The 18888-nt window shown below is 69.4% G+C and carries 15 protein-coding genes and 1 riboswitch; of the genes, 10 read left to right on the top strand and 5 right to left on the bottom strand.

The annotated features are described in order from the left end of the window. Positions 1 to 3: 3 nt before the first annotated feature. Positions 4 to 699, bottom strand: coding sequence for an NUDIX domain-containing protein (locus tag C3481_RS00710; RefSeq protein ID WP_103840426.1), 696 nt, complete (start codon positions 697 to 699; stop codon positions 4 to 6). A gap of 110 nt (positions 700 to 809) precedes the next feature. Between C3481_RS00710 and C3481_RS00715 the strand changes: the two genes are divergently transcribed. The 4 genes from C3481_RS00715 (at position 810) to gcvP (ending at position 6658) form a co-directional block, all read left to right on the top strand. Continuing rightward, positions 810 to 1982, top strand: a complete 1173-nt coding sequence (locus C3481_RS00715) for a MarP family serine protease (protein ID WP_103840428.1) — start codon at positions 810 to 812, stop codon at positions 1980 to 1982. Between the two features lie 78 nt (positions 1983 to 2060). Next, positions 2061 to 2152: riboswitch (glycine riboswitch) on the top strand. Between the two features lie 140 nt (positions 2153 to 2292). Next, positions 2293 to 3405, top strand: coding sequence for a glycine cleavage system aminomethyltransferase GcvT (gcvT, locus tag C3481_RS00720; protein WP_103840430.1), 1113 nt, complete (start codon positions 2293 to 2295; stop codon positions 3403 to 3405). Next, the gene (gene gcvH, locus C3481_RS00725) at positions 3402 to 3785 is read left to right on the top strand and encodes a glycine cleavage system protein GcvH (protein WP_023950482.1); all 384 of its coding nucleotides are present in this window, start codon (positions 3402 to 3404) and stop codon (positions 3783 to 3785) included. The genes gcvT and gcvH overlap by 4 nt, the downstream gene beginning before the upstream one ends. Beyond that, the gene (gene gcvP / locus C3481_RS00730) at positions 3782 to 6658 is read left to right on the top strand and encodes an aminomethyl-transferring glycine dehydrogenase (RefSeq protein WP_103840432.1); all 2877 of its coding nucleotides are present in this window, start codon (positions 3782 to 3784) and stop codon (positions 6656 to 6658) included. Before gcvH ends, gcvP begins: the two co-directional genes overlap by 4 nt. A gap of 98 nt (positions 6659 to 6756) precedes the next feature. On the opposite strand, the gene C3481_RS00735 is transcribed toward gcvP, so the two are convergent. The 4 genes from C3481_RS00735 to C3481_RS00750 are packed head-to-tail and all read right to left on the bottom strand — an operon-like array spanning position 6757 to position 10624. Then, positions 6757 to 7512 (bottom strand): CPBP family intramembrane glutamic endopeptidase, encoded by a 756-nt coding sequence (locus C3481_RS00735; RefSeq protein WP_103840434.1) that lies wholly within the window; start codon positions 7510 to 7512, stop codon positions 6757 to 6759. A gap of 39 nt (positions 7513 to 7551) precedes the next feature. Next, a complete protein-coding gene (locus tag C3481_RS00740; protein ID WP_023950488.1) occupies positions 7552 to 8100 on the bottom strand; it encodes an Lrp/AsnC family transcriptional regulator in 549 nt (182 codons plus the stop codon). Beyond that, on the bottom strand, positions 8097 to 9461 hold the full coding sequence (locus C3481_RS00745; RefSeq protein WP_103840436.1) for a M20/M25/M40 family metallo-hydrolase: 1365 nt from the start codon (positions 9459 to 9461) through the stop codon (positions 8097 to 8099). The genes C3481_RS00740 and C3481_RS00745 overlap by 4 nt, the downstream gene beginning before the upstream one ends. Before the next feature lie 2 nt (positions 9462 to 9463). Beyond that, positions 9464 to 10624 carry a Xaa-Pro peptidase family protein gene (locus C3481_RS00750; RefSeq protein WP_023950492.1) on the bottom strand — a complete coding sequence of 387 codons (1161 nt, stop codon included), beginning with the start codon at positions 10622 to 10624 and terminating at the stop codon, positions 9464 to 9466. Between the two features lie 374 nt (positions 10625 to 10998). Here C3481_RS00750 and C3481_RS00755 point away from each other — a divergent pair, with 374 nt between their 5' ends. The 6 genes from C3481_RS00755 (at position 10999) to C3481_RS00780 (ending at position 18867) form a co-directional block, all read left to right on the top strand. Then, on the top strand, positions 10999 to 12609 hold the full coding sequence (locus C3481_RS00755; protein WP_023950494.1) for an ABC transporter substrate-binding protein: 1611 nt from the start codon (positions 10999 to 11001) through the stop codon (positions 12607 to 12609). A 116-nt stretch (positions 12610 to 12725) separates the two neighbouring features. Next, positions 12726 to 13655 carry an ABC transporter permease gene (locus C3481_RS00760; RefSeq protein ID WP_023950495.1) on the top strand — a complete coding sequence of 310 codons (930 nt, stop codon included), beginning with the start codon at positions 12726 to 12728 and terminating at the stop codon, positions 13653 to 13655. After that, on the top strand, positions 13645 to 14595 hold the full coding sequence (locus tag C3481_RS00765) for an ABC transporter permease (protein ID WP_023950496.1): 951 nt from the start codon (positions 13645 to 13647) through the stop codon (positions 14593 to 14595). Before C3481_RS00760 ends, C3481_RS00765 begins: the two co-directional genes overlap by 11 nt. Beyond that, positions 14592 to 16316 (top strand): ABC transporter ATP-binding protein, encoded by a 1725-nt coding sequence (locus C3481_RS00770; RefSeq protein ID WP_071918046.1) that lies wholly within the window; start codon positions 14592 to 14594, stop codon positions 16314 to 16316. Before C3481_RS00765 ends, C3481_RS00770 begins: the two co-directional genes overlap by 4 nt. An 11-nt stretch (positions 16317 to 16327) precedes the next feature. Further along, entirely contained in the window at positions 16328 to 16882 is a 555-nt protein-coding gene (locus C3481_RS00775) for a PH domain-containing protein (protein WP_071918047.1), read from the top strand. 260 nt (positions 16883 to 17142) lie between these two features. After that, positions 17143 to 18867: an ABC transporter substrate-binding protein gene (locus C3481_RS00780; RefSeq protein WP_023950501.1), complete on the top strand. Its 1725-nt coding sequence runs from the start codon at positions 17143 to 17145 to the stop codon at positions 18865 to 18867. Positions 18868 to 18888 lie beyond the last annotated feature (21 nt).

Genomic DNA, 18888 nt, shown 5'->3' on the forward strand with positions numbered 1-18888 from the left:
CCTTCATCGGGGGAGCGGGCCGCGGTCGGCGAGCTCGACATCGTGGTTGTAGCGGTACAGGCGGGCGGGCCGGTGGCTACCGGTGCGGAACTCGCGTGTCGGGATGAGGGTGCCCGACCCCTCGACCTGACGGCGGAAGTTGGCCGGGTCGAGACGCTTACCGCCGATGGCCTCGTAGACCTCGCGAAGCTCGGCGAGGGTGAACAGATCGGGGAGCAGCCCGTGCGCGATACGGCTGTAACCCACCTTGTTGCGCAGCCGCCACAGCGCGTACTCGATGATGCTGCGGTGGTCGAACGCCAGCTCCGGCAGGTCGGCCGTGTCGAACCAGGCGACGTTCTCGTCCTCGGGAAGCGGCGTCGACGCGACGTCTTCGCGCACGAGCGCCCAATAGACGATCGACACGACCCGCGCGGGGGAGCGTCCGACGTCGCCGAAGACGTAGAGCTGCTCGAGATAGCTCGGGGTCAGCGCCGTCGTCTCGGCGAGGGTCCGGGATGCCGCGGCCTCGAGGTTCTCCGACACGTCGAGCCATCCGCCGGGAAGAGCCCACTGCCCGGCGTGGGGGTCGCGCGTGCGGCGAACGAGGGGGAGGACGACGGACGGGAGATCCTCGCCACCGTGTCGGAGGCTGAAGATGACCGTCGACACGGCGACTCGGATGTCGTCGTGGGCGGCCTCGCCGTTACTTCGTGTCATTGTGACCCTAACTGTTTCGCAACGATCTTATAGTCATAGCGACACGAACGGCAAACCGGGGGACTCACAGCGGGAGCACGTACGCTGTCAGCCGTTCCCGAGGAGGTCCTGTGCTGCTGGTCGACGTCATCGTCGTGATCCTCCTCGTCGGCTTCTTCGCCATCGGCGTCACGCGAGGCCTCGTCGCGATCGCGGGATCGCTCGCCGGGCTCGTGATCGGCTCGCTCCTCGCCGTCTGGGCCGTTCCCCTCATCGCGCCCGGTGTCGCCGACTGGGAGTACCGATCGCTCGTGCTCGCGGTGTGCGCCATCGCGATCATCGTCCTGTGCACCGCGCTCGGCACGGCGATCGGGGCCGCCCTGCGCCGCGGGGTCGACCGGGCCAAGCTTCGCGTCCTCGACCGCATCCTCGGGGCCGGCGGTGCGACGATCGCGGGCGGTCTCGTCCTCCTGCTCGGCGCCGGCGCGGTCACGGCGAGCGGCATGCCGCTCGTCGCCACAGCCGTGGCCTCGTCGCGCGTGCTCTCCTTCATCGACGGCCTCACCCCCGACCCGGTCGACACCGCGCTCGCCGAGGTGCGCGGGTTCGTCATCGACGAGGGGATCCCGCGCATCGGCGACCTGCTGCGCCCCGAGGTGGAGCCGACCGCCCCCGCGGTCGCGCTCGACGACCCCGAGCTGCAGCGTGCCGCGGCATCCGTCGCCCGCATCAGCGGCACCGCCTACGCCTGCGGCGTGTCGATGACCGGTTCGGGCTTCGTCGCCGCCGACGACCTCATCGTGACCAACGCGCACGTCGTGGCGGGCGTCGACACGCCCGTCGTCGAGCTCCCCGGCCGCGACGCGCGCGAGGGGCGCGTGGTCTACTTCGACCCGGTAGACGATCTCGCCGTCATCGCCGTGTCCGATCTGGGGGCGACACCGCTGCCGGTCGTCCCGCCGGTCGCCGCCGGCGCAGCCGTCGCCGTCCAGGGCTATCCGCTCGGTGGCCCGTTCACGAGCGGTGCCGCCTTCGTTCTGTCGGTCGGCTCGGCGCCGGTCCCCGACATCTACGACCAGTCGAGCACGCCCCGCGAGATCTACGCGCTCGATGCCGATGTCAGGCCCGGCAACTCCGGCGGGCCGCTGCTGACCGACGCCGGTGACGTGGCCGGAGTCGTGTTCGCGCGCGGTGCGGATGACGAGCGACGCGGATACGCGATGACGACGACGGAGTTGCTGCCCGTGCTCGCGGGCGTCTCGGCGGATGCTCCCGCCGTGCGCGCCGGGAGCTGCACCCGCTGACCGGCGGGCGGTGCTCACCGCCTGCGCGTTCTCGAGAGCGGTGACGCTATGCTGATCGCGCAACTGAAGACAGGCCGCATGACGCACGCGGGAGAGCCCCGGAGCAATCCGGGCACCGAAGGAGCAAGCCTCCCCGCCAATCTCTCAGGTCCGCGTACCGCGCGCGTCCGGCCGCTCTGGAAAGCGATCCTCTCGGGGATCCGCCGACGGTGAAAGCCGGGTTCTCCCGGTGAAACTCTCAGGCCCAAGACAGAGGGGGAGTTCCGGATGCCGCAGCCGTGGCAGCCGCCCGCCCGCAACGGGAGAACTCATGTCAGATCCCCGCTCCACCGTCCTGCACCATCGTCACGCTGCCCTCGGCGCGTCGTTCACCGACTTCGGCGGCTGGCTCATGCCCGTCCGCTACACGTCCGACCTGGCCGAGCACCACGCCGTGCGCACCGCCGCCGGACTGTTCGACATCTCGCACATGGCCGAGCTCGAGGTGACCGGGTCGGTCGCCGGCGAATGCCTCGACGCGGCACTCGCCGGGGCGATCTCGACGATGCGCGTCGGGAAGGCGAAGTACTCGCTCGTCCTCGCCGACGACGGCGGCATCATCGACGACGTCATCGTCTACCGCCTCGGCGGCGAGCGCTTCCTGATCATCGCGAACGCCGGCAACCGCGCGGCGGTGTGGGCCGCGCTGCAGGAGCGGGCCGAAGGCTGGGATGCCGAGGTCCGCGATCTCACCGACGACTACGCCCTCCTCGCCGTCCAGGGCCCCGCCGCGTTGGCCGTGCTCGAGGCCACCCCGGGTCTCACGACGCCCGGACTCGCACTCGCGGACACGCGCTACTACGCGTGGACGGCGGGCGAGTTCGCAGGCGAGCCCCTGCTCCTGGCGCGCACCGGGTACACCGGCGAAGACGGGTTCGAGCTGATGATCCCGGCCGGTGCGGCCGAAGCCCTCTGGGACGCCCTGCTCGCGGCCGGGGCGCCGCTCGGGCTCGCCCCCGCGGGACTCGCCTCGCGCGACACGCTTCGGCTCGAGGCCGGGATGCCGCTCTACGGACACGAGCTGTCGCTCGACGTCGCTCCCGCACAGGCGGGCCTCGGCCGCGTGGTCGCCGCCGACAAGGGTGCCTTCGTGGGGCGCGAGGGCCTGGCCGCCCGCGCGTCGACCTCGGCGCCCGTGCTCGTCGGTCTCGTCTCGGAGGGCCGCCGCGCCGGCCGTGCGGGCTACGCCGTCCTCGGCCCCGACGGCGAGCGCGTCGGCGAGGTCACGAGCGGCGCCCTGAGCCCGACCCTCGGGCATCCCATCGCCATGGCTTACGTCGCACCCGATCACACCGCACCGGGTACCGAGCTCGGTCTCGATGTCCGCGGCACCCGCATTCCCGCCACCGTCACCACGCTGCCGTTCTACCGGAGGAAGAAATGACCGATCTCGACGCCCTGAAGTACACCGCCGAGCACGAGTGGGTCGCCCTCTCGGGCACCACCGCGACCGTCGGCATCACCGATTACGCCGCGGAGAAGCTCGGTGACGTCGTGTTCGTCGATCTCCCGGCCGTCGGCACGGCCGTGACCGCCGACACCGTCTGCGGCGAGATCGAGTCGACGAAATCCGTCGGCGAGCTCTACGCCCCGCTCAGCGGAACAGTCGTCGACATCAACGAGGCCGTCGTCGACGATCCCTCGCTCGTCAACGCCGGACCGTTCGGCGACGGCTGGCTCGTTCGCATCGAGATCGAGCCGGCCGATGCCGACGCGCTGCTCGACCGCGCCGCGTACGTCGAGCTCACCGGCGGAGAGCGATGACCTCCGCTTTCGCCGCCCGTCATATCGGCACCGACGGCGCCGCCCAGCAGCGGATGCTCGACGCGCTCGGCTATCCCGACGTCGACGCGCTGCTCGCGCGAGCCGTACCGGCAGCCATTCAGGTGGGTGCGATCTCCGACAGCGTCATCCCGGCGGCGGTGCCCGAGCACGAGGCACTCGCGGAGCTGCGGGCGATGGCGTCGCGCAACCGTCCGGCGCGGTCCATGATCGGCCTCGGGTACTACGACACCTTCACGCCCGCCGTCATCCAGCGCAACGTCCTCGAGAACCCTTCCTGGTACACCGCATATACGCCGTACCAGCCGGAGATCTCGCAGGGCCGTCTGGAGGCGCTCATCAACTTCCAGACGATGGTCACCGACCTGACCGGGCTCGCGACGGCGAACGCGTCGATGCTCGATGAGGCCACGGCCGTCGTCGAGGGCATGCTCGTGGCTCGTCGGGCGTCGAAGTCGCGGAGCAACGTGTTCCTCGTCGACGCCGATGCGCTGCCGCAGACGAAGGCGCTGCTCGGACATCGCGCCGAGGCGCTCGGGATCGAACTGCGCGAGATCGACTTCGCCGACGCCGCCCCGCGCCCGTCCGACGAGCCGGTGTTCGGGGCGTTCGTGCAGTACCCCGGCGCGTCCGGCCGGGTGTGGGACCCCAGCGCGGTCATCGGCGAGGTGCAGGCCGCCGGCGGTCTCGTCGTCGTCGCCGCGGATCTGCTCGCGCTGACCCTGCTGCGATCACCCGGTTCGCTCGGCGCGGATGTGGCCGTCGGCACCACGCAGCGTTTCGGCGTACCGATGGGCTTCGGCGGCCCGCACGCCGGTTACATGGCGGTGCGCTCCGGTCTCGAGCGGCAGCTGCCCGGGCGCCTCGTGGGCGTCTCGGTCGACGCCGCGGGCGACCCGGCGTACCGGCTGTCGCTCCAGACCCGCGAGCAGCACATCCGGCGCGAGAAGGCCACGTCGAACATCTGCACCGCGCAGGTGCTGCTCGCCGTGATGGCATCGATGTACGCCGTCTACCACGGGCCGGACGGGCTGCGGGGCATCGCTCAGGCGGCGGCCGGCCACGCGGCGCTGCTCGCCGAGTGGCTGACGGAGGCCGGCGCAGAGGTCGCGCACCGGTACTTCTTCGACACCCTGACCGTCCGGGTCCCGGGTCGGGCCGGCGCGGTCGTCGCGGCCGCGCGCGAGCTCGGCTACCAGCTGTGGCTCCGCGACGGCGACACGGTCGGCGTCTCGGTCGACGAGACGACGACCACGACCGACCTGCACCGGATCGCGCAGGCGTTCGGCGGGCCCGACCAACGCGCGTTCGCCTTCGTCGCCGGCCGGGCGTGGCCGGAGCGGCACGCCCTGCCGGGGCTGCTGCGCGAGGACGAGTACCTCACGCATCCGGTCTTCAACAGCCACCACTCCGAGACGGCGATGATGCGCTACCTCAAGCGCCTCGCCGATCGCGACTACGCGCTCGACCGCGGCATGATCCCGCTCGGGTCGTGCACGATGAAGCTCAATGCCGCGACCGAGATGGCCGCGGTGACCTGGCCGGAGTTCGCACGGGTGCATCCGTTCGCGCCCGCCGACGACGTGCGCGGGTACCTCGACCTCGTCGAGCAGCTCGAGGCCTGGCTCGCCGAGGTCACGGGCTACGACACCGTGTCGCTGCAGCCCAACGCCGGCTCGCAGGGCGAGCTCGCCGGGCTCCTCGCGATCCGCGGCTACCACCGGTCACGCGGCGACGACGACCGCACCGTCTGCCTCATCCCGTCGTCGGCGCACGGCACGAATGCGGCATCCGCCGTGCTCGCCGGGATGCGCGTCGTCGTGGTGGCCTGCGACGAGGCCGGCAACGTCGATCTCGACGACCTGCGCGCGAAGATCGCGCAGCATGCGGAGACCCTGTCGGCCCTCATGATCACCTACCCGTCCACCCACGGCGTCTACGAGCACGAGGTGCTCGCCATCACCGAGGCGGTGCACGCGGCGGGCGGGCAGGTCTACGTCGACGGTGCGAACCTCAATGCGCTGCTCGGCTACGCCCGCTTCGGCGACCTCGGCGGCGACGTCTCGCACCTCAACCTGCACAAGACGTTCGCCATCCCGCACGGCGGCGGCGGACCGGGTGTCGGTCCCGTGGCGGCCAAGGCGCACCTCGCGGCATTCCTGCCGTCGCATCCGTTCGCGCAGCGCGCGGAGCACGCCGGCGGCTTCGTGTTCGAGAGTGGCCCGGTGTCGGCGGCGCCCTACGGTTCGGCGTCCATCCTCCCGATCTCCTGGGCGTACGTGCGCATGCTGGGCGCGCGCGGCCTGCGCGATGCGACCGGCGCGGCTGTCCTCGCGGCGAACTACGTCGCGGTGCGGCTCCGCGAGCACTACCCGGTGCTCTACGCGGGCGAAGGAGGTCTCGTCGCGCACGAGTGCATCCTGGATCTCCGTCCGCTGCGCGAGCGCACCGGCATCACCGTGGACGACGTCGCGAAGCGACTGATCGACTACGGCTTCCACGCGCCGACGATGTCGTTCCCGGTGGCGGGAACACTCATGGTCGAACCGACGGAGTCGGAGGATCTCGCCGAGATCGACCGTTTCATCGAGGCGATGGTCGCGATCCGCGCCGAGGCCGACCGGGTGGCTGCAGGGGAGTGGCCCGCCGACGACAATCCGCTGGTGAGCGCTCCGCACACGGCTGAGGCGGTCGTGGCGTCGGAGTGGGCGCATGCCTACTCGCGCGAAGAGGCGGTGTATCCCGTGCGGTCCCTCGTCCGCGGGAAGTACTGGCCGCCGGTGCGCCGGATCGACCAGGCCTACGGCGACCGCAACCTCGTGTGCGCCTGCCCGCCGCCGGAGGCCTTCGCCTGAACGGCCGTCCGCTTCGCGAGAGCGCACCGTCCCGTCGAGCACGCACCGTCTAACGTGTGTGCTCGACGGCGGGGTACGTTCTCGATGCCACCAGAGGGTCAGAAGAGTCCGGGCCACCACGCCGCGGCGAGCGGATAGCCGATGAACGCGATGAGGTCGATCACGACGTGCGCGATGACGAGCGGCATCACTCGGCCCCAGCGGTGATAGACCCATCCGAAGACCACGCCCATAGCGATGTTCCCGAAGATCGGACCGACGCCCTGGTACGCGTGATAGGCGCCGCGAAGCGCCGCCGTGGACAGAATGATCGTCCAGGTGCTCCAGCCGAGCCGGCGCAGCCGGTCGAACAGGTAGCCGATGAAGATGACCTCTTCGGTGAGGCCGGCCCGCAGCGCCGCGAGGGCGAGGAGCAGGATGGCCGTCCACCCGCCGTCGAGCGGCGCGGCCCCCACCTGGACGGTGATCCCCAGTGCCCGTCCGAGTGCGTACAGCCCGAGGCCCGGAACACCGATGATGGCGACGAGCAGGATGCCGGTGCCGGCATCCTTTCCGAACAGCCGGAAGTCGAGGCCGATCCGGCGCAGCGCCGAGCGGCCCGGCTCCCAGAGGAAGTAGATCGCCAACGCGACGGGCGCGAGGTTGAAGAGGTTCGAGAAGACCTGCGACACCACCTGCCACGGGTCGACGGTCGCTGCACCGGGATTGAGCGAGGTCGACTGGTCACCGAGGCTCACCGGGCTGGTCACCGCCTCGAGGAACGACAGCACCGAGAAGAACGCCGACCGGCCGACCGAGAGCGCCAGAACGAGGGCGATCTCCCACCACAGCCGGGTCCGTGACACGTGCGTCATTCTTCCTCCCGGGTCGATGTTAAGCCGGGGGAGGGCGGCTCATGGGCGGCGGCGTTTGCGCGCGGGGGTCTCGGTCGCCAGGACGTGCTGCAGCGGCTCGGGATCGGCGAGGCGGCCGATGGCGAGCATGGTCTCGACGCGGTCGATGCCCGGGATCGGCCAGACCTGCTCGACGAGCAGGCGCTGCAGATCGGCATGGTCGCGAACACGGAACCGCGCCATCAGGTCGTAACCAGCGGCGAGGACGATGACCTCCGTCATGGCGTCGATCGCCTTCAGCGCGGTCAGCACCGCCGCGGCGTCGGCGTTCCCGGTCAGCCGTAACGGCATCACGACGAGCATCGGATATCCCAGCGCCGCCCAGTCGAGCTCGATCGTGTGCCGGCGGATGACGTGCCCGCGTTCCATCCGCGCGATGCGCTCTGCGACAGCCGGAGCCGACATCCCGACGTCCGCCGCGATGCTGCGCATCGACGCACGGGCGTCCTCGTGCAGGCGATGCAGGATCCGCCGATCGACGTCGTCGATCTCGAGGACCTCGCGCTCGGGTTCGAGCAGCGAGCGCAGGTGCGCTGGATCGGTCGTCATGCCCCTCCCCGGGGTGTGTCGGCGAAGCCGCTGCGTTCGAGCTCTCGGAGGACGTCGAGGGTGAACTGGACGTGGTCGAGGAAGTCTTCGACGTAGCCGTGCTCATCGTAGCCGTGCATGTTCCCGGCCGGTCGCAGGGTACCGGTGGGGGAGATGATGGGGGCTCCGAGGTACTCGAGGAACAGGGCGCCGGGACCCGCTCCCGTCATCACGTCGTAGACGACCGCGTCGGCGCCGAAGGCATGCCCGGCGGCGCGCACGACGGCCTCGCCGAAGGCGGAATCGACCGGAGAGTACGCGGGCGCGAGGGCGCGGATGACGGATACCGAGATATCCGGATGCCGTGCGGCGAGGTGGGCGCGGACGGCATCCACCACGCGCTCCGGCTGCATCCCGGGGACGAGCCCGAAGCGCACGCGTGCGGACGCCGACGCCGGAATGCTCTGCCGCACGCCCTCGTCGAGGTCGAACCCGGAGAGACTCACCGACGGCTCGAAGACGAACCGCGTCGAGAGCTCCGCGTCCGTCCCCGGCAGATAGGGCGACACGCCGTCACGCGCGATCGAGGGTCCGGGCAGGGTGATGTCCGCCGTGCGGCGACGTGCGCGCTCGTCGGGGACGAGAGCCTCATCCCGCACACCGGCGACGGCGATCCGGCCGTCGTCGGTGCGCATCGACGAGATCGCCGCCATCAGCTCGAGCGGTGCGGAGCGCAGGATCGAGGAGTACGACGGATGCTGCGCCGCGGCGAGGATGTCGAGCGACAGCTCGATCTCGAGCGAGCCCCGGCATCCGAACCCGACGGCGGGGCGCCCGTCTTCCTCGCGGAGGTAGCTCTCCCACAGGCACGCGTCGGCCCGCAGCTCGGCCGCGTGCGCGGCGAGGACCGCGTCCAGGCCCGGGCTGCCGATCTCCTCGCACGGGTCCGCGAGGTAGATGACGCCGAACGGAGTCCGCCCGTCGTGGTCCTCGATCCAGAGGCGAAGCGAGGCGAGACGGCCCGCCACGTCGGCCTTGTCGTCGCACGCGCCGCGCGCGTACATCGCACCGTCCCGGATCTCGGCGGCGTACGGCGGCGAGGTCCAGCGCGACGGATCGCCCTCGGGCTGAACGTCGTAGTGGTTGTACAGCAGCAGCGACGCATCGCTCGCTCCGGCTCGGAAACCGACCACGACGGGACCATAACCGGGGATGTCGTAGCGCACGACGCGATCCATCAGCGGCGCGAGGCGCTCCTCGATCCAGTCGGCGGCCGCTGCGATCGCGTCGAGGCGACCGGCGACTGTCGGGAAGCGGCACAGTTCCCGCCAGCTCGCGACGATCTCGTCGGCGCGGTCGTCGATCCGGGCGTCGCGCGCCATCCTCACTTGCCCCGGGGCAGCGAGACGGGCACGAGGTCGTAGGGGTAGTCCGAGATGAGCTCGTAGCCGTCCTCGGTCACCAGCACGATGTCCTCGAGGCGAACGCCTCCGAAGCCCTGGCGGTAGCAGCCCGGCTCGATGGCGATGACGTCACCGGCCACGAGGACGGCATCGTTCTGGTTGAGGCTCGGCGGTTCGTGCACCTCGAGGCCCACGCCGTGTCCGAGCGAGTGGAAGTACCCCTCGTCGAGCACCTCGCCCGGCTTCTTCGTCAGCTGGGTCGGCTGGCCGGCGGCCTCGATGGGCTCGCACGAGATGCGGTGCAGCTCCGCCACCGGCAGTCCCGGACGGATCGCCGCGAGCGTCGCGTCGAACGACTTCTTGACGATGTCGTAGTAGAAGGCGAGCTCGTCGTCGATGTCGCCCTTGACGAAGGTCCGGGTCATGTCCGAATTACCGCCCGAGGCGATGTCGCGCGGGCAGATGTCGACCGTGACCGGCTCACCTTCGAAGATCTGACCCGATCCGGCGTGGTGCCCGATGCACGTCTGGGCGCCATGGGCGACGATCATGCCCGCGTCTTCGCAGCCGTTGCGGAGGAAGACCGACCGGATGCGGTCCTTGAGGTCCTCGCAGGTCAGGGGTGCGCCGTCGAGCAGAAGACCGCCGTCGGCGTCGACGGTGGCGCGGTGCATGGCATCGGCGACGAGCGAGACGCCCGCCTCAGCGGCGACCTGCGCGCGGCGGATGCCGGCGAGCTCGTGCGGAGTCTTCACGCGACGGCGCTGCACGAACAGGTCGCGGTCCACGCGGACCTCCACCCCGTTGGCGCGCAGGTGGTCGGCCACCTCGAGGGGGAAGGTGGGCGGCACTGCGGCGTGTGTCACGCCGAGCTTGCGGCAGGCGGCGACGAGAGTGGAGAGCTCCGCGAGGTCGGGGTCCTGGCCGGCGGCGCGGAAGTCGTCGAAGCCGAGCTCGTCGAGGGGGAACACGGTCATACCCGGCACATCGCGCATGCGCGCCGCCTCGAGCGACTTGATGGCCACGTGCGGCGCGCCGTCGACCTCGATGTAGAGGAACGGGTCGTGCACGTCGTGGGGGATGACGTGGCGCATGTCGGCGGCCAGCGTGCTCGCGTAGATGAGGATGGCGTCGTCCACCACAGCGGCTCTCCTTCGGTCGTGGGCTCCGGTGGGATCCGGAACGACTCGACCTTACATCAGCGAGGTGATCATGCCCGCGGACCTTCCTATCGAAAGCGTGCGTGCGCTCTCGTGGGTGAAGTGGAAGGTGTTCGCGGATGGTTGCGATCGGACGCCCGGCATCCCGGTTGACGCACCGCGCAGAGGCCGAGGCTCACCCGGTGCACGATGACAACCCCACGGGCGCGATTGTTGCCGACATGTAACGGTTTGGGCCTGGATGCGGTCACAGGGCGGGAGCGCGCTTATCGTCGGGGGTATATCCCGTGCTCCGGACACCGGTGTGTCCTTGCCGCCGTCGACCGTGAGCGCGTACCCGTCACCCAGGAGGAAACATGTCGAGACGACGTTGGGGAGTCGGCGCTATCGCGCTGGTGTCCGCCGTCACGCTCACGCTGGCCGGTTGCTCGGCCGGCGGCGACAGCAACACGGGCGGGGGCTCCAACGCCTCCGCGATCATCACCACGAACGGCACCGAGCCGCAGAACCCGCTGCTGACCTTCGGCACCACCGAGACCGGCGGCGGCCGCATCCTCACCTCGATCTACGCGGGCCTGGTCAGCTACAAGGCTGACGGCACGATCGAGAACGAGGTCGCTTCCTCGATCGAGAGCGATGACAACGTCGTCTGGACGATCACCGTCGCCGACGGATGGAAGTTCACCAACGGTGAAGAGATCACCGCTCAGACGTTCGTCGACACCTGGACCGCCGGTGCTCAGGATGAGAACGGCGCGTACTGGTTTTACACGATCGAGGGCGCGTCCGACGACGGCAGCACCGCACCCACCGGCCTCGCGGTCGTCGACGACATGACCTTCACGGTCACGCTCAAGGCTCCCGACGCGGACTTCCCGCTGCGCCTCGGCTACACGGCTTACATGCCGCTGCCGTCCGTCGCCTTCGAGGACCTCGAGGCGTTCGGCGAGAACCCCGTCGGCAACGGCCCGTACATGCTCGACGGCGAGGGCGCATGGCGCCACAACGAGGGCATCGACCTCGTTCCGAACCCCGACTACAAGGGTGTGCGCGAGGTCGAGAACGACGGTCTGAACATCGTCTTCTACACCTCTCTCGAGTCGGCCTACGCCGACGCGCAGGGCGGCAACCTCGACGTGCTCGACACCGTGCCCGACACTGCGTTCGCGACCTACGAGACGGACTTCCCGGAGCGTTCGGTCAACCAGCCCGCTGCGATCTACCAGGGCTTCAACATCCCCTTCTACCTGCCGAACTTCGGCAACGACGAAGAGGGTCAGCTGCGTCGTGCGGCGATCTCGATGGCGATCAACCGCGAGGAGATCACCGACACGATCTTCCAGGGCACCCGCACGCCGGCCACCGACTTCACGTCGCCGGTCGTCGAGGGCTGGAGCGACGACCTGCCCGGGTCCGAGGTCCTCGAGTACAACCCCGAAGAGGCGAAGGCGAAGTGGGCCGAGGCCGAGGCGATCAGCCCGTACGCCGGACCGTTCACCATCACGTACAACTCCGACGGCGGCCACCAGGCCTGGGTGGATGCTGTCGCGAACAGCATCGCCAACACGCTCGGCATCGAGGCAGTCGGTTCGCCGCAGCCGACCTTCGCCGCTGCGCTCGACCTGCGCACGAGCGGCACCCTCACCGGTGCCACCCGCGCCGGATGGCAGGCGGACTACCCGTCGCAGGGTAACTTCCTGTCGGCGCAGTACAGCACCGGCGCCAGCTCCAACTACGAGGGCTACACCAACCCCGAGTTCGACCAGCTGCTGACGCAGGCCGCATCGGCTCCGTCCATCGAGGACGCGGCCGGCCTGTACGAGCAGGCACAGGAGATCCTGATGCGCGATCTGCCCAGCGTTCCGCTGTGGTACCAGAACGCCGTCGGTGTCTGGGGCGAGGGCGTCGACAACGTCGTCTTCGGCTGGGACTCGGTGCCGCTCTACAACCAGGTCACCAAGGGCTGAGTTCGGCTCCAGGCGATCATCGAGTACGGTGTCCGGGGCGCGTTCGCGTCCCGGACACCGTGCTGACCGGGGCCTCTCGCCCTCACTACCCGAACCCATTTAGGAACTATTCGTCGATGCTCTGGTTCATCGGTCGACGGCTGCTTCAGCTGATCCCCGTCTTCTTCGGGGCGACCCTTCTCATCTACGCCCTCGTCTTCCTCTTGCCGGGAGACCCGATCGCCGCCCTGTACGGCGAGCGTCAGCCGTCTCCCGCCGTCATCGAGGCGGTGAGGGCGCAGTACAACCTCGACAAGCCGTTCATCGTGCAGTACTTCCTGTACATCGGGGCGCTGCTGCAGGGTGACTGGGGCACGACGTTCTCGGGCCGGCCCGTCATCGACGTCATGGCTCAGGCGTTCCCGATCACGCTGCGGCTGGCGGTCCTCGCCCTCGCGATCGAAGCGTTCTTCGGCATCGTCGTCGGTCTCATCGCCGGCCTGCGCAAGGGCAAGCTCTTCGACGCCACCGCCCTGGTCGTCAGCCTGCTCCTCATCTCCGTGCCGACCTTCGTCATCGGCTTCGTCCTGCAGTACATCCTCGGCATCCAGCTCGGGTGGTTCAGAACCACGGTCAGTGCGGGTGCGCCCTGGAACGAGCTTCTCCTGCCGGCGATCGTGCTCGCGACGGTGTCGTTCGCGTACATCGTCCGCCTCACCCGTTCCTCCGTCGCGGAGAACCTCTCAGCCGACTTCGTACGTACGGCGACGGCCAAGGGCCTCAGCCGCCGTCGGGTCGTCACGGTGCACGTCCTGCGCAACTCCCTCGTCCCGGTGGTGACCTATCTGGGCGTGGATCTCGGATCGCTGATGGTCGGCGCGATCGTGACCGAGAGCATCTTCAATATCAACGGCGTCGGCGGCACGATCTATCGCGCCATCACGATCGGTGAGGGACCCACGGTCGTGTCCTTCGTCGCCATCATGGTCATCATCATCATGCTGGCGAACCTGCTCGTCGATCTCCTGTACGCCTGGCTCGACCCGAGGATCCGCTATGCCAAGTAATCTCCGCCGGAATCAGGAACACTTCGTCGCTCCCGAGGAGGAGACGCCGCTCCAGGCCATCGACGCCGTCTCGACCGATGACAAGCCGCGCACGGTCTGGAGCGACGCGTGGCAGTCGATGCGCCGTCGGCCCATGTTCTGGGTCTCCGCCGTGCTCATCGTGCTGATCCTCGTCGTCGCGATGTTCCCCGGGCTCTTCTCGCCCGTGTCGCCGACCGCGAACTGTCAGCTGGCCGACAGCAACGCCGGACCGCGTGCCGGACACATCTTCGGATTCACGCGCCAGGGCTGCGATGTCTACGCCCGCGTGATCTACGGCACGCAGTCGTCGGTCATGGTCGGCTTCATCGCGACGCTCATGGTGACGATCTTCGGCTCGATCGTCGGCGCCCTCGCCGGCTATTACGGCGGCATCCTCGACGCGATCCTGTCGCGCGTGGCGGACATCTTCTTCGCCATCCCGACCGTGCTCGGCGCCATCGTCTTCATGTCGGTCGTGCCCGACCGGACGCCGCTCGTCGTCGCCCTCGTGATCGCCGTCTTCGCGTGGCCGCAGATCGCTCGCATCATGCGCGGCGCGGTCCTGACGGCGAAGCAGGCCGACTACGTCGTGGCGTCCATCGCGCTCGGCGTCTCGCGCTGGCGCGTGCTGCTGCGCCATGTGCTGCCGAACGCGATCGCGCCCGTCATCGCCGTGGCCACGGTGTCGCTCGGAACGTTCATCGTCGCCGAGGCGACCCTGTCGTTCCTCGGCATCGGTCTGCCCGGCACAGTGATGAGCTGGGGCAACGACATCAATTCCGCGCGCCAGTCGCTCACCACGAGCCCCATGGTGCTGATCTACCCCGCCGCCGCCCTGTCGGTGACGGTCCTGTCCTTCCTCATGCTGGGTGACGTCGTGCGCGATGCCCTCGACCCGAAGGAGCGTGCGCGCCGATGAGCGACACCACGTCCTCGGATGCCACGCCGCTGCTGGACATCCGCAACCTCCACGTCGGGTTCCAGACGAAGGCCGGACTCGTCCCGGCCGTCCGTGGCGTCGACCTGACGATCTATCCGCGCCAGTCGGTCGCGATCGTCGGCGAGTCCGGCTCCGGTAAGTCCACGACGGCGCAGGCGATCATCCGTCTGCTGCCGGGCACCGGGCGCATCACCGACGGCCAGATCATGTTCGAGGGCCGCGACCTCGCGGCACTGTCGAACCGCGAGCTGCAGGCCGTGCGCGGAGCGCAGATCGGCTATGTCCCGCAGGATCCCATGTCGAACCTCAACCCGGTCCTGACCGTCGGGTTCCAGGTGCGCGAGGCCGTCCGCTCGAACCGCAGCGCGACCGGTCGCGCCGCGGTCCGCGATCGTGCCGTCGAGGTCCTCACCGAGGCGGGGCTGCCCGACGCCGCCGACCGGATGCGGCAGTACCCGCACCAGTTCTCCGGCGGTATGCGTCAGCGTGCCCTCATCGGAATCGGTCTGTCCGCGCGCCCGAAGCTCCTGATCGCCGATGAGCCGACGTCGGCCCTGGACGTCACCGTGCAGCGCCAGATCCTCGACCACCTGGGCACGCTCACCACCGACTTCGGCACCTCGGTGCTGTTCATCACCCACGACCTCGGTCTGGCAGCCGAGCGGGCCGAGCACCTGGTCGTGATGTACCGCGGTCGCGTGGTCGAGTCGGGTCCGTCGCAGGAGATCCTCGCCGATCCCAAGCACCCCTATACGAAGCGACTCGTGTCCGCGGCCCCGAGCCTCGCCTCACGTCGCATCCAGGCGGTGCGCCACCACGAGGACGTCGACGTCTTCGGCGCGGGGGAGCAGTTCCTCGCCCGCGCCGAGGAGCGCGAGGCCGAGGCGGAGGCGGTCGCTGCGCGCAGCGATTTCATCGACATCCGCAACGCGCGACGTGTTTACAAGGTGCGCACCGGCGGCCTCTCGTCCAAGCAGATCGTCGCGGTCGACGACGTCAGCATCCAGGTGGCGAAGGGAACGACGACCGCGATCGTCGGAGAGTCGGGGTCGGGTAAGTCCACGCTCGCCAAGCTCTTCCTGCAGCTGGAGCAGCTGACGTCGGGCGAGATCCACTTCGACGGCAAGAAGCTCGGCGGGCTCAGCCGCGCCGAGGAGCTCGCTTTCCGCCGCCGGGTCCAGCCGGTCTTCCAGGACCCCTACGGCACCCTCGACCCGCAGTACAGTGTCGGCGACACGATCGCCGAGCCCATGCGGGTGCACAAGTTCGGCACCCAGAAGGAGCGGTCGGCGCGGGTACGCGAGCTGCTCGACCAGGTGTCGCTCCCGGCAGCGGCGAAGGACCGCTATCCGAGCGAGCTCTCGGGCGGTCAGCGTCAGCGCGTCGCCATCGCGCGCGCCCTCGCGCTCAAGCCCGACGTGCTCGTCCTCGACGAGGCGGTCTCGGCCCTCGATGTGCTGGTGCAGGGGCAGATCCTGAACCTGCTGACGGAGCTGCAGACGGAGCTCGACCTGACCTATCTGTTCATCACCCATGACCTCGCGGTCGTGCGTCTCGTGGCCGATAACGTCTCGGTCATGCGACGGGGTCGCCTGGTCGAATCGGCGACGACCGACGAGGTCTTCGACCGCTCGACCGAGGAATACACGCGCGAACTGCTCGCGGCCATCCCCGGCGCCGGATTCCAGTTCGGCGTCTGAGCCTCCGCAGTATGCGCAAGACCTACCGGCCGGCGTCGGCGACCATCGCGGTCGCCGGCGCCGGCCTGCTCGGCGTCTTCCTCCTCGGCGACGCGTTCGTCCGGGGCGGCGTCGTGCAGGGACTGCTGCTGGCACCCTGGGTCCTCCTGGCGGTGTGGATCATCTACACGCTGCTCTACGCGCCGTTCATCGCGACCGACGAGAGCGCGATCGTCATAGCGAATCCGCTCAGGGTCACGCGTGTGCCCTGGCCGTCGGTCGCCGATATCCGATTGCGCTGGCAGGTCACCGTCGACACCGTCGATGGCCGCTCCATCTCCGCCTTCGGCGGTCCGTCACCCAGCCGGCCGTCCCGTGTCGGCCGTGGTGCCTGGTCCAGCGTCCGCGAAGAAGCGGAGCGGATGCCGACCGCCGTCCGCGAGCTCGAGGAGATCCGCTCGGCCTGGGAGGAGCACGCGCCCGAATCGCCGGACGACGCGATCACCGCCACGTGGAACCGCACGGTCCTGATGCCGCTCGCCGTCATCGTGCTGTGGGCGGCTGTCGCCGTCGCTTTCGGCGGCTGAACCCGATCCCGCGCTGCATCATCTGCCGGTGTGCGGGTTCCGGACTGCCTATGTGCTCAGCCGGCCTGCGGCGCGGTGAGCAAGGCGTACGCCGATCGCGGCATGCGTAGGACACATTTTGCTAACGAACTCGTTTCGCGCAACACGTTGGAAACGAACGCACGCAAGGGTAGTTCTCATCTGAGCTCGGCGACCCGGTCACCGAGCGGGGAACGGAAAGGTCTTCCGTCGCCCGGATCATCAAGAGAACAGGAGTGGGAATGCGTTTCACGCGTATCTCCATGGCGGCCGCGAGCGCCGCAGCCCTGGCGCTCGTCGTCGCCGGCTGCGCGCCGGCGGACGGTGGGGACCAGGAGGCGACCTCGGCGAGTCAGTCGATCGCCGTTTCGGTCGGTCCGAACGACTTCATCAGCTACAACGGCTTCACGCCCGAGACGTACTCGACGTACAACTCGGCGATCGTGGACCGGCTCCTCGCGGGCTTCAGCTACTTCGACGAGGTCGGCGCCATCCAGCCGAACACCGATCTGGGCTCGTACGAGCTGATCTCGGAAGACCCGATGGTCGTCGAGTACACCATCGCCGACGACGCGAAGTGGTCTGACGGCACGCCCATCACGGTCGCCGACGCCGTTCTCGCCTGGGGCGTCCAGAACCCCAACCTCGCCGGTGCCGAGGGCCCCCTGTTCAACTCGGTCTCGCAGGACCTCGGTGACACCGTCCCCGCCGGCCCGCAGGGCGACGCCGACGGCAAGTCGTTCACGGTCGAGTTCGCGGCGCCGGACCCCGACTGGCAGATCCAGACCTGGATGCTCAGCCCGGCGCACGTCGTCGCCGAGCAGGGCGGCCTGTCGACCGAGGAGCTCGTCGAGGCCATCCGTGGCGGCGACGCCGCCGCCCTCGCCGACGCGGCCGAGTTCTGGAACACCGGATGGAACACCGCCCCCGGCACGCTGCCGGACGAGGCGCTCATCCCCAGCTCCGGCCCGTACGTCCTCTCGTCGTGGGAGGCCGGCCAGTCGGTGACCCTGAAGCGCAACGAGAACTACTACGGCGAGCCGGCGGCCAACGACGAGCTCGTCATCCGCTTCGTCGCGCAGGACGCCATGGTCCAGGCGCTGCAGAACGGTGACCTCGACGTCATCGCCCCGCAGCCCTCGGTCGACACCGTCTCGCAGATCGAGGAGCTCGGCGACGCCGCTCAGCTGCTGACCGGCCAGACGCTCACCTGGGAGCACCTCGACTTCAACTTCAAGGGCAACGCGTCGCTCGCGAACAGCCTCGAGCTGCGTCAGGCGTTCGCGATGTGCGTGCCGCGCCAGCAGATCGTCGACAACCTCATCAAGCCGGTCAGCTCGGATGCCGAGGTCATGAACGCTCGCGAGGTCTTCCCGTTCCAGGAGAACTACGACGAGGTCGTCTCGGCCGCGTACGACGGCCGCTACGACGAGCCCAACCTCGAAGAGGCCAAGGCTCTCGTCGACGCTGCGGGCGCTGCCGGCACCGTCGTCCGCATCGGCTACTCGGCGCCGAACCCGCGTCGTGCCGACGAGGTCGCCCTCATCAAGTCGTCGTGCGACCAGGTCGGGTTCGACATCCAGGATGTCGGCAACGCCGACTTCTTCCAGCCCGGTGGCACCCAGGAGCGCGGCGACTACGACGTGGCCCTGTTCGCCTGGGCAGGCTCCGGCCAGATCACGTCGGGCCAGAACATCTACGCCACCGACAAGCCGCAGAACTACGGCGGCTACTCGAGCCCGGTCGTCGACCAGGCCTGGGAGACGCTCGTGACGAGCCTCGACGAGTCGGTCCACCTCGAGCAGACGAAGATCATCGAGAAGCAGCTGTGGGACGACCTGTTCGGCATCCCGCTGTTCGCCCACCCCGGTGTCGACGCTGCTGCCGCCGACATCGAGAACGCTCAGCACTCGGTGGGCCAGAGCGGCATCATGTGGAACGCCGAGAAGTGGTCGCGCGCAGAATAAACGTATTCTGTCTCTGACACG

The organism is Microbacterium sp. Ru50 (assembly GCF_002920555.1).
Lineage (GTDB): Bacteria > Actinomycetota > Actinomycetes > Actinomycetales > Microbacteriaceae > Microbacterium > Microbacterium arborescens.

Excerpts from the sequence above, each read along its gene's own strand:
- C3481_RS00755 (WP_023950494.1), top strand. The coding sequence starts at position 10,999 with ATGTCGAGACGACGTTGGGGAGTCGGCGCTATCGCGCTGGTGTCCGCC.
- C3481_RS00760 (WP_023950495.1), top strand. The coding sequence starts at position 12,726 with ATGCTCTGGTTCATCGGTCGACGGCTGCTTCAGCTGATCCCCGTCTTC.
- C3481_RS00710 (WP_103840426.1), bottom strand. The coding sequence starts at position 699 with ATGACACGAAGTAACGGCGAGGCCGCCCACGACGACATCCGAGTCGCC.
- C3481_RS00735 (WP_103840434.1), bottom strand. The coding sequence starts at position 7,512 with ATGACGCACGTGTCACGGACCCGGCTGTGGTGGGAGATCGCCCTCGTT.
- gcvT (WP_103840430.1), top strand. The coding sequence starts at position 2,293 with ATGTCAGATCCCCGCTCCACCGTCCTGCACCATCGTCACGCTGCCCTC.
- C3481_RS00765 (WP_023950496.1), top strand. The coding sequence starts at position 13,645 with ATGCCAAGTAATCTCCGCCGGAATCAGGAACACTTCGTCGCTCCCGAG.
- C3481_RS00780 (WP_023950501.1), top strand. The coding sequence starts at position 17,143 with ATGCGTTTCACGCGTATCTCCATGGCGGCCGCGAGCGCCGCAGCCCTG.
- C3481_RS00745 (WP_103840436.1), bottom strand. The coding sequence starts at position 9,461 with ATGGCGCGCGACGCCCGGATCGACGACCGCGCCGACGAGATCGTCGCG.
- gcvP (WP_103840432.1), top strand. The coding sequence starts at position 3,782 with ATGACCTCCGCTTTCGCCGCCCGTCATATCGGCACCGACGGCGCCGCC.
- gcvH (WP_023950482.1), top strand. The coding sequence starts at position 3,402 with ATGACCGATCTCGACGCCCTGAAGTACACCGCCGAGCACGAGTGGGTC.
- C3481_RS00740 (WP_023950488.1), bottom strand. The coding sequence starts at position 8,100 with ATGACGACCGATCCAGCGCACCTGCGCTCGCTGCTCGAACCCGAGCGC.
- C3481_RS00775 (WP_071918047.1), top strand. The coding sequence starts at position 16,328 with ATGCGCAAGACCTACCGGCCGGCGTCGGCGACCATCGCGGTCGCCGGC.
- C3481_RS00770 (WP_071918046.1), top strand. The coding sequence starts at position 14,592 with ATGAGCGACACCACGTCCTCGGATGCCACGCCGCTGCTGGACATCCGC.